This window comes from uncultured Algibacter sp. (assembly GCF_963976535.1).
Lineage (GTDB): Bacteria > Bacteroidota > Bacteroidia > Flavobacteriales > Flavobacteriaceae > Algibacter_B.
Window position 1 is genome coordinate 1 of sequence record NZ_CAXBLF010000082.1, and the last position, 10,789, is coordinate 10,789.

At 32.7% G+C, this 10,789-nt stretch carries 11 protein-coding genes; 10 read left to right on the top strand and 1 reads right to left on the bottom strand.

Translation table 11 applies throughout. From position 1 onward, the window contains the following. Positions 1-219: 219 nt before the first annotated feature. From AAC024_RS14760 to AAC024_RS14790, 7 genes are all read left to right on the top strand, one after another. A complete protein-coding gene (locus AAC024_RS14760) occupies positions 220-1,053 on the top strand; it encodes an AraC family transcriptional regulator (RefSeq protein WP_034893272.1) in 834 nt (277 codons plus the stop codon). A gap of 96 nt (positions 1,054-1,149) precedes the next feature. After that, entirely contained in the window at positions 1,150-1,719 is a 570-nt protein-coding gene (locus AAC024_RS14765) for a YceI family protein (RefSeq protein WP_034887811.1), read from the top strand. Between the two features lie 41 nt (positions 1,720-1,760). Next, positions 1,761-2,285 carry a YceI family protein gene (locus tag AAC024_RS14770; RefSeq protein WP_034893277.1) on the top strand — a complete coding sequence of 175 codons (525 nt, stop codon included), beginning with the start codon at positions 1,761-1,763 and terminating at the stop codon, positions 2,283-2,285. A 3-nt stretch (positions 2,286-2,288) separates the two neighbouring features. Further along, positions 2,289-3,134 carry an SDR family oxidoreductase gene (locus AAC024_RS14775; RefSeq protein WP_034887670.1) on the top strand — a complete coding sequence of 282 codons (846 nt, stop codon included), beginning with the start codon at positions 2,289-2,291 and terminating at the stop codon, positions 3,132-3,134. 246 nt (positions 3,135-3,380) lie between these two features. After that, the gene (locus tag AAC024_RS14780) at positions 3,381-3,764 is read left to right on the top strand and encodes a siderophore-interacting protein (RefSeq protein ID WP_034887672.1); all 384 of its coding nucleotides are present in this window, start codon (positions 3,381-3,383) and stop codon (positions 3,762-3,764) included. A 17-nt stretch (positions 3,765-3,781) separates the two neighbouring features. Further along, entirely contained in the window at positions 3,782-4,669 is an 888-nt protein-coding gene (gene ygiD, locus AAC024_RS14785; protein WP_339896266.1) for a 4,5-DOPA dioxygenase extradiol, read from the top strand. A 191-nt stretch (positions 4,670-4,860) separates the two neighbouring features. Continuing rightward, entirely contained in the window at positions 4,861-6,009 is a 1,149-nt protein-coding gene (locus tag AAC024_RS14790) for a hypothetical protein (protein WP_339896267.1), read from the top strand. 273 nt (positions 6,010-6,282) lie between these two features. Here the strand turns inward: AAC024_RS14790 and AAC024_RS14795 are convergent, their stop codons facing one another. Continuing rightward, positions 6,283-6,555 carry a hypothetical protein gene (locus AAC024_RS14795; protein WP_339896268.1) on the bottom strand — a complete coding sequence of 91 codons (273 nt, stop codon included), beginning with the start codon at positions 6,553-6,555 and terminating at the stop codon, positions 6,283-6,285. A gap of 309 nt (positions 6,556-6,864) precedes the next feature. Here AAC024_RS14795 and AAC024_RS14800 point away from each other — a divergent pair, with 309 nt between their 5' ends. The 3 genes from AAC024_RS14800 to AAC024_RS14810 all read left to right on the top strand — a co-directional run bounded on the left by AAC024_RS14800 (position 6,865) and on the right by AAC024_RS14810 (position 10,558). Next, positions 6,865-8,421, top strand: coding sequence for a hypothetical protein (locus AAC024_RS14800; protein WP_339896269.1), 1,557 nt, complete (start codon positions 6,865-6,867; stop codon positions 8,419-8,421). Positions 8,422-8,467: 46 nt separating this feature from the next. Further along, the gene (locus AAC024_RS14805; RefSeq protein ID WP_339896270.1) at positions 8,468-9,091 is read left to right on the top strand and encodes a BspA family leucine-rich repeat surface protein; all 624 of its coding nucleotides are present in this window, start codon (positions 8,468-8,470) and stop codon (positions 9,089-9,091) included. A 663-nt stretch (positions 9,092-9,754) separates the two neighbouring features. Beyond that, positions 9,755-10,558 carry a DUF6090 family protein gene (locus tag AAC024_RS14810; protein WP_339896271.1) on the top strand — a complete coding sequence of 268 codons (804 nt, stop codon included), beginning with the start codon at positions 9,755-9,757 and terminating at the stop codon, positions 10,556-10,558. Positions 10,559-10,789 lie beyond the last annotated feature (231 nt).

Here is a 10,789-nt window from a genome sequence, read left to right on the forward strand (position 1 = left end):
TTTTCAATGAACTTAATCATATTTTGTATCCCCAAGTAACGCAGGACACACAACTGCACATAACACCGTATAAAAAAAATTGCTAGTTTTAGCTAAACCAAAGTTAGTTGCTTGTTTGCTAGCTTCTGATTTTCCTTCGGAAAATCCTCGCACACAAACACGCAACTTTCCTTATACATAAACGTTAGCTGCAACCTAAAAAAACGAACAACTTATCAGATGAACAAACTATTCCACATATTCAGAGTTGACGAAGAAGAAGCAAAAAAGATTTCTGGACAACCTGACGAACCCCACAATCACGAGTTTGAAGAGTTATTAATTGGCATTGAAGGTGAATTGGAGCATTTCATTGATTTTAACACTACCAAAATCCAATCTCCTTTTGTGAGTTTCGTAACCAAAGGAAAAGTACACAGAGTAGTTCCAAAGCTACATAATGGCAAATGCGATATTTGGGCAATTCGTTTTAAAAGCGAATTTATTCCAGAAACCACATTTCAACTCTATTCGTTTTATCACACTCAAGCAAATTTAGAACTTGAAAAAGGACATTGTTTTCAGAGACTGGTTACCCTTTGTGAGATGATTTATGCCGAAACACAACAAGACACAACAGACCTTTCCATAATAAGGCAACTATTGGGTGTCCTGTTCACGATGATAGAAGCCGAACGAAAAAAGTTAGAACCACAAGACGAGCCTATTCAAAAAACGCAACATATATCCTTCGGAAACTTCCTGACGATTCTTGAAGAAAATTACCGAAGACCATTTGGTGTGGAATTCTATGCGGAAAAACTTTTTATGTCGTCAAGGAATTTGAACATCATCTGCCAAAATATTTTAGCACAGAGTGTTTCAGAAATAATCGAAACCCGAAAATTAATTGAAGCTAAAAACCTATTGATCTCTACAGAAAAAACCATATCTGAAATAGCTTATGAATTGGGCTACAATGAGAATTCTTATTTTTCTAACGTCTTTAAAAAAAAGGCAGGTCAATCGCCAGGTAAGTTCCGTGAAGAGATGAAAAATAGGTTAATTTCCTAAATCTACACTCCTCTTACCGAAAAGTGTAATTTGCTTCATCGTAAGTGCTACTATCTTTGTAAACAAATATTATTAACAATTAAATTTTATATGATTATGAAAAAAGTACTGATTTTATTAGCAATTACATTTTTGAATGTAAACGTATTCGCACAAGCAAACTGGAAGGTAGACCCTTACCATTCGTCCTTAAATTTCAATATTTCACATTCCGGAATTAGTATCGTGAATGGGAAATTTATGGAATATACCGGAAACCTTACTACAAATGGGGAAGCTTTAGAAGGGGCAAATGTTGATTTTACTGTTAAAGTAACAAGTATCAATACCAATGTAGAAGACAGGGACAACCACTTGAGAAGTGCTGATTTTTTTGAAGTTGAAAAATATCCAGAAATGACTTTTAAAAGCACGAAAATCTTAGCTACTGGAAAACCTGATCAGTATTTATTATATGGCGACCTAACCATAAAAGATGTAACCAAACCCGTGATTTTTGATGTGTACTATGGCGGAACTGCCAAAAGTGACCAGGGCGAAAAATTAGGATTGAAAGCCAAAACCACCATTAACAGATTTGACTACAATATTAATTATGATCCTACCGCAGCAGGTATTGGCAAAGATGTAAACATAGTGGTGCACTTACAGTTTGCCAAGCAGTAATACGTTTAAAAATTATCCAATAACATTAAAAATATAAGAAAATGGAAACAACAAAATGGGCAATAGACCCAACACACAGCGAAATTACATTTAAAGTAAAACACCTGATGATTTCTAACGTAAAAGGAGAATTTAAAACCTTTCAAGGAACCATAGATGGCGAAGATTTTACAAAAGCAACCATTTCGGCAAACATTGATGCAAGTTCTATATCAACGAACAATGATGATCGAGACACGCATCTAAAAAGCCCCGACTTCTTTGAAGTTGAAAAATATCCGGAAATTACATTTGTGAGCAAATCCATTAAAAAAGTAGATGATGATGAATACCAATTAGTAGGTGACCTTACAATTAAAGGTACTACAAAAGAAATCACACTAGATACCGAGTTTGGAGGTTATATGAAAGACCCTTACGGAAACGAGAAAGCAGGTTTTTCCATAAATGGTAAACTGAACCGAAAAGACTTTGGCCTTAATTGGAATGCCGCCCTGGAAGCCGGAGGTGTAATGGTTGGAAATGAGATAAAAATTAATGCAGAAGTTCAATTTGTAAAACAATAAGTCATGAAAATAGGAATAACAGGTGCTACAGGCCAACTGGGCCAATTAGTAGTACAAAAGCTAAAAGACAAGAATCCCGATGCCAAATTAGTGGCACTCGTGCGAAATCCCGATAAGGCAAAACCTTTAGGTATAGAGGCCAAAGCTTTCGATTATGAACAACCAGAAGCTTTACCAAAGGCTTTAGAGGACATAGATCGTTTGGTTTTTATATCGGGAAGCGAGATAGGTAAACGTGAAACCCAACATAAAAATGTAATCAATGCGGCAAAACAAGCTCAAGTTAAGCAAATTGCCTACACCAGCTTGCTGCACGCCGATACGTCGTCAATGATATTAGCTCCAGAACACCTTGCTACCGAAAAAATGCTGCAAGACTCGGGCATTCCGCACACGATTTTACGTAATGGATGGTACACCGAAAATTATACTGCGGGATTAAAGCAAGCAGTAGAGCAAGGTGCTATAATTGGTAGTGCGGGAGATGGAAAAATTTCATCAGCAACACGTGAAGACTATGCCGAAGCTATAGCCGAAACCATCATAAACGATGACCATACAGGCAAAACGTATGAATTGGCTGGTGATCAAACCTTCACCATGCAGGATTTGGCTGCCGAAGTGAGCAAACAAACGGGTAAAAACATCGAATTTGTGAACCTTCCAGAAGCAGAATATGCACAAAAGCTACAGGAAATTGGATTACCTGAAGGGATGGCCAAAGCGTTTGCGAGTTTAGATTATAGCGCTTCTAAAAACGATTTGCATGATGAAAGTGGCGAACTCGCCCGTTTAATTAACCGTCCCACTACTTCTTTATCACAGGCGGTTAAAACTGGATTGAATTAAATTTTAAAATTACGGCAATAGAAACATAGAATCTATTGCCGGTTTTATTCTTTATTCAACACAATTGGTTATTAGAATACGAATAGATTATTAATTGATCCTAGTCCACTATTGCAACGCTATAATAGGTCTGAAGAAGTGGTCAATACGGTTTGTTAAATAGCCAGTCCAATTTCTTCAGCTACCAATGGCGAAATATTGCAGATGAAAGGAGGTATTATTGATATTGTAATATAAATATAGAAGATGAAGGTTATTCCAGGACATACATGTCGTGTAATTAAGAAAACTCAACTAACAAAAAATATGCTGCGCATAGATTTTGAAATTTCGCAATCTAATTCGGCTATTGTATTCAAACCAGGTTGCTATGTAAAGTTACACCTCCCTGTGGCCAACCGAAAAAAGCCTAAAGTGCGCACTTATACTTTAAAAAATTACGATGAGGTCAATAAAATTCTCACTATAGATTTTGCATTGCACCAACCCGCCGGCATAGCAACAAACTGGGCAATGTGTGCTTGGGCTATTGAACTGAACGCTTTATTCTTGTTTGGCGCTGTGGGGCTAATTTTTACGGGAGCAGGAAAATATTCAATTGATTATCGGTTGGGTAAAAAAACGGCCTAATCTAATTTTTGCAGCAAATGAATAGAAAGCAATTTTTAAAATCAATAGCTTTATTGCCCTTAATACCTTACAGTATGACATTAAAAGATTTAAACAAAATGACCTCAACAATGAGTAACACAGGTAAAATGCCTGTGCTTTTCTTAGGTCACGGCAGCCCTATGAATGCCATTGAAGAAAACGAATTTGTTTCGGCATTCAGAAAATTAGGTCAAGAAATTATAAGACCAAATGCGATTCTTTGTATTTCAGCACATTGGGAAACTAAAGGAACATTTGTAACAGCAATGCAAAATCCACCAACCATTCACGATTTTGGTGGTTTTCCACAAGCATTGTTTGACGTTCAATACCCAGCAAAAGGAAGCCCAGAATTGGCGGAAGAAACCAAAAGTATTATTACCAAAACAGAAGTTGGATTAGACGATAAATGGGGGCTTGACCATGGAGCTTGGAGCGTAATCAAACATTTATATCCAAATGCCGATATTCCGGTCATACAAATGAGCATTGATTATTCGAAACCGGCAAGGTATCATTACGAATTGGCTCAAGAGCTAAATAGCCTTCGCCATAAAGGCGTTTTAATTATTGGAAGCGGTAATATGGTGCACAACCTGCGTAGGGTGTCCTGGAACAAGCTAAACGAAGAATTTGCTTTCGATTGGGCTACCGAAGCCAACGAAAAAATGAAAAGCCATATTTTAAGTGGAGACCATCAAAAACTTATCGACTTTAAATCGCAAGGAAAAGCATTTGATTTAGCCATCCCAACACCTGAGCATTATTTGCCTTTACTTTATACCTTGGCATTGAAAGAAGAAAATGAAAAGGTAACATTGTTTAACGACAAATCTGTTGGAGGTTCATTGTCAATGACTTCTTTAAAAATAGAACCTAATTGATGAGCATAGAAAAGGCAGCAGCTAACAACGTATATAAAAAATAGCGGTTCAATAATCGCTTAATCAAAAGAAAATGAATAAATTAAAGGTCACCTATAATCCGAAAAGTTAGTGCATAAAATCCGCTACTTTTCATATACAAAAACGTTAACTGCAAGCTGAAACCAATATTATGTCATAAATTATATTCTATGAAAATAACCTTTCTAATTCTTTTCTTCTTTCCGATTATTATTTTCTCCCAGAACACAAATGGATTTTTTAATTTTTCTAAAGATGCATTTTATTATGAACAAATGAGTAAATGGAAAGATAAAATTTACAATGATGTAGACTGTAAATTTGAAACTGTCATTAATAATGATAGTATTTTTGCTTTTAGTGCTAAAGGCTATTTTTTTAAAGAATTATATCAATTAAACTTAGATGAAAAAGAAAGAATAACAAAAATTGAGCTTTTTTTCTCTGTTCATAATGGCGATTTAGAAGAATGGTTTCCTTATAAATATCCAACTCAGATAAGTAAAATTTTCAAAACATTAGGTAATCCAAATATAACCCAAGAAAATTCTACTTATCATCCAGTAAATTATATTCAAGATGCTGAATATAAATTTGAAAAATATCACAAATGGAGTAATGTTTTGTATAAAGAAACAGAAGTGATTTTAGAAGTTGCAAATCTAAAAACTAAGATACCGATTAGAAGCAAAAAAGGTAAAATTAAAAAGTATGAAACCAAAGAATATGGTTATATAAGTAATAGAGCTAAGGGAAATGGGGAAATTACGGAAACTGAAAAAGAATTAAATACTACAATTAAAATTTCTGATGGATTTATAAAATTATGGAAAAGGAATAGAACCGAATTAATTGGCTTACTTGGTCAGAAAAGATTTAATACTTCAGAGGCTTGGACAGATATAAACTTTTTAACTGCTATGTTTACAATAAAGAACACTAATGACCCAAAACAATATTTCGAATGTTTTAGGAACATAGCAACAATTCTATATGATACTGATTTAACTAAATTCTTTTTTGATGATGAAAAGTTTACTTATACCTCTTTATCTGAGGGAACAATTGCTAAAGCAGTTGGCATGAATAATAGCCGTTCCGTAGAGCTTTTAATAGATATTGAAAATTGGAATAATTCTAGCTACTTGGATAAATATTTTATAATGTTTCATGAACTTGGACATGATATATTTGATTTGGAACATAGTGACGGCATTCGACTCATGACAACCAATAAAATAAGTTTTGACGATCCTTCTTTACTAGGAGAAATGATTTTTGAAATGATGTTTTCAGTTTTTAAAAAAGTAAAAGATTGATTTAAAATATAAAGCCAGCAGTTAACATAGTATATAAAAAATTGCTATTTTGTGCTTAACCAATGTGAGTTGCTTTGTTTGCTAGCTTCTGATTTTCCTTCGGAAAATCCTCGCACACAAACACGCAACATTTCATATACGTAACCGTTATAAACAAGTGGCTCAATCTGTACGCACTCAAACCCTATAAAAGCCACCAGTTTATAACAATGCGTATAATTAATGGCTTGGGTTCGTGCTTAATCAAAGGTTAAGGTGTACTTGCTTTTTCTTTTATTTTTTCTTCCCTTCAAAATGCCCTATAATCTGCTTTGGCTTTATAGAAAAGTATTTCTTTCCGTTAATTTTAAAACTGTTACTATAGAGATATTCAGAGCAAATAACGAGGTCGTCTTTTTGTATTTCAGTTCTTGCTCCATCGTAATTTACATTTTTAGCAACATCAAGTACCTTAAACACATTTACGTTTTCTGTTTTTTCAATTAATACATTGCCAGTTACAGGCACGAAGTTTCTAATGTCAACCTTCTTTTTAAATAAATTCATTTTACTATCGTAATTTGCCCTCGCTCAAAAAATAAAAGAAAAAGGGTCTGTTAATAATTCAATCTTTTTGGCTTATCATAGCCACTAATCATACGCTCAGCGTTGTGCTTCATTAAAACCATTATTTATAATATTTAATGATAAAATTAAAAAACCAACTCGTAAAACTATTTTATTGTATATTTAAGATTTATAATACTATTAATCAGCAAAGAGTGATTGCGTTTTGAGTGTAAATCTAGTCACATTCGCACTTAAACTTAGCAAATAAAAAGATTAAAAAATACTTTAACATTAAATTATATACCTATGCGTTTTCAAACTTCTCTAATTTTAACATTACTAAGTTTATTACTATCTAATTCTATTAAATCTCAAAATAATACTCATTTAACTAAGAGTAATTGGCCAGAACCAAAAGAATCTACCTATACTGTTAGTAGTTATAATCCAGAAGGCAATGGATATGTTCTAAGAAATTTAAAATTTTCTTCTGAAGTCAGACTAACACAACCAACGAGAGAAACATATGAATGGCAAGTTAAAATTATGCTTAGAAGTTATGATTTAGTTGGATATAAGTATGAAGGTGTTACCTATTCTGAAAATGAATTAATAAATGACTTTGAAATATCTAGTTTGAACTTTAATCCATCTTTAAAATCAGTTAGTGTTGAATTTTCAAATAGAGAATATACTAAAGTAACATCCCTATCAAGAGGTAGCGTAAACGGGCTTGGCAAAATAGATTATTCAAAATATGATGAATTATCGGACTTTGAAATATTACATATTGACATTTACGGTGATTACGGAAGTCCATATATTGAAGGCCCAATAAAAAGGCAATTAACCAATAATAATTCTACATCAAATAATACAAAAGGTTCTCATAATCAAACTAGTAATAAAAAATATAATTCTAATAAATCGTCAAATAGTTCTTCAAATTCTTCTGAAAAAGTAAAAACAAGTAAAGAAGCAGAAGATGAAAAAATTAAAGCAAATGAAGATTTTGATGATGGTGGTCAAGCCTATAGAAATATAAGAAAGAGAAGAGAAGAAGCAGAGGCGGAAAGACAGAGAATGTTTATGCAAAGCATGGATAACGTAGCAAGAGCTGGGGGTGAACTATTGGGTAATTTTATAGGTAATATATATGAAAGAAAGGAACAAAAAAGACTTGAAAAACTAGAAGAAAAACGAATTGAAAATGATCGCATAGCCGAGAGAAAAAGAATCGAGAAAGAGAGGCGTATTGCAGAAGACGAGAGATTAAATAAATTAAAAAACAAACCTGAATATGTGAGTTTTGTAGAAAATGCTCTTAATGATGTATTTTATTTTGATTCCTCTGGTAAAGAAGTAGACCAAAAAAATGCAACTTTTGAACAAGTTTATTTAAAACAAGAAAATGGCTTTTATGTTGCCAAGTATTTTAATCTTAAAGAGGGATATTTAGTATTTGATATTTCATATGAAATCATACCTAACCCATTTATAAAGTCTTTAAAAACAGGACCTTCAATTAAGTATGGAGTACTGAACACTAAAGACGAAATAAATTATTATTTCAGAAATAAATTAAAGCAAAAAACACTGAATTTATGGTGGAGAAAAAAGATGTACTTTGAGTTTTATAATTATAAGGATGAAAATGTATTTGGTTCAGGAGAAATTTCAAAACCTGAAATCATGAATGTTTCATCAAGAGGTATTATCACTAATATGGAATATAAGATAACATCGAAAAGAGGAAAATTTAAACGGTATAGATTTACATTTGATTCTATCGGAAATGTAGAGTCGCTTTATATTACAAATGAAAAACATATAATTGAAAATAGGTATAAATTTGATCAGTAGTTAAAAATAGAAAAGTTAAGGAAAATAAATTTTAATAATTAATAAAATGGGAAATATAAATTTTAATAAAAACAATGACATGAAAAAAATCACTTTTATTTTGTACTTTATCTCAATATTGGGATATTCTCAAACGCCTATTACAGACGATAATTTTTACGATGCTATACAAACTTGTTTAAAAACTAATCCAGTTGATGGATTATGCAGTAACAGTGAATATGGCGCAATGCCAAATTGGGATGTTAGTAAAGTAACTGATATGTCTATGGCGTTTGCATACTACAGTGAACCCAATGCGGATATTTTTTTTAATGCGGATATTAGTTCGTGGGATGTAAGTAATGTTACTAATATGGAGAATATGTTTGCTCAATCAAACTTCAACCAAGATATAAGTTCTTGGGATGTAAGTAATGTTACTAATATGTCAGGTATGTTTGCCAGTGGTTATAAGTTCAATCAAGATATAAGCTCATGGAAGGTAAGCAAAGTAATTGACATGAGTTATATGTTTGAGAATGCTTGGGTGTTCAATCAAGATTTAAGTTCTTGGGATGTAAGCAATGTAACTAAGTGTAAAAATTTTTATGAGGTCTATTCCGACCAAATTCCTTGGTCATTACCTAATAGACCAAAATTATCAGCTAGATGTAAATACCAAGATTAGATTCGTATTCTTATTAAAAATAACGAAAGCACAACACCGTATATAATTTATTGCTGGCTTCTCGCCTACTTACGAAAGTCCTCGCGGACTTTCTTGGTCGGTAATTATTTACTAAATTAGTTGCTTAAACCACGCAACAAACCATATACAACAACGTTACCCTGCATAAGGGTATTTTACCAAAAGATAATATTTTAAATTAAAGTGGTAAAATACCCAACTATGGTCTGTGTTCTTTTGCTTTGGCCTGTTTTTGCCTAAAGTTTAAAAAAAAGCAATCCAATCTTTACGGAGCAGAACCCAATATTTAATTGCTTTTTTTCTTGGCTTATCGATTAAGGCAACTTTACCAGTGACTAGTGATTGTCTGCTAAGTCATGTGCTTAATCGAATGTTGCAAAAGTGGTTTTTTACCAATCTGAACGCAAGCAGAACGCAATTGTAACGTGGAAAAAAAAACCACTTTTGCAAGGGCTTGTTTTTTAACGCATTGGGCTAAGTAATTACGCAGCATAACCTCGGCTAAAAAAAATAGCGTTTTCTGGATAAATTCAGTATTTTAGTACAATATTAATTACGGCGCTTGCGGAATAGTCAGTTTGTGAAATCGCTACTTTTCCTAGCCGCCGTACGTTGTGCTTCATTATCAGAAACCGATAACCAATGATAAAATTCTTTAGAAAAATTAGACAAAACTTGCTGATGGAAAACAAAACTGGAAAGTATTTGAAATATGCCATCGGTGAAATAATACTTGTAGTTATCGGAATTTTAATTGCGCTTCAGATTAATAACTGGAACCAAAATCGTCTTAATGAAGATTTAGAATCTCTTTACTATAAACGACTTTTAGATGATGTCAGAGAAGAAAAGCTAATTCTTGATGCAACTATTAATTATTCTAAAAAAGTTAGTTTTCACGCAAAAAAAGCAATAGCGGTTTACGAAAATTCTCCAAATGCTGACAGTAATCCTATTGAAAACATAATAAATATGTATCAGGCAAGTCAATTATCAGATTCATATTCAGCATCGTCAACCTTTAAGGAGTTAATTGCTTCTGGTCAAATTAATCTCATTCAAAATGACAGTTTAAAAACTGCATTAATTGCTTACTATAATATTGAATGGTCTGAAACAGGAGTGTTCACTCTTGAAAATAAATATAGAGAGAATTTGAGAGGTAAAATGCCAGATGATATTCAAACACTGATACGATTGAATTGTGGAGATATTTATTTAAAAAACGGTAACAGTTATCTCCTAAGTTTGCCTGATAAATGTAATATTGATCTTGACCTTAAATTTGCCAAATCCGTTGTAGAAGAATTACGTATGGACGAAAGTCTAAAAAAAGATTTACGTTATCTTATTGGCAATGAAGCAGGTAAAATAAATGATTTAAAACCAATACAAAAGCAACTCAATGAAATCAATATTCTATTAGAACAAATTACCAAAAATTAAGATAAGAAAGTTTTTAGATAAATTTAAAAATAACGAAAGCACAACAACGTGTATAATTAATTGCTTGGTCTGTGTGTACTCGGAAAATCCTACGGATTTTCCTCTGGCTCGTTTTTGTTTACTAACTTAGTCCTTGCCAACGCAACTAACCATACACGAACACGTTGTGCACAATTCTGACCCGTCCTGAATAAAGGCTACATAATCTTAAACAATTATGTACAAAAATGA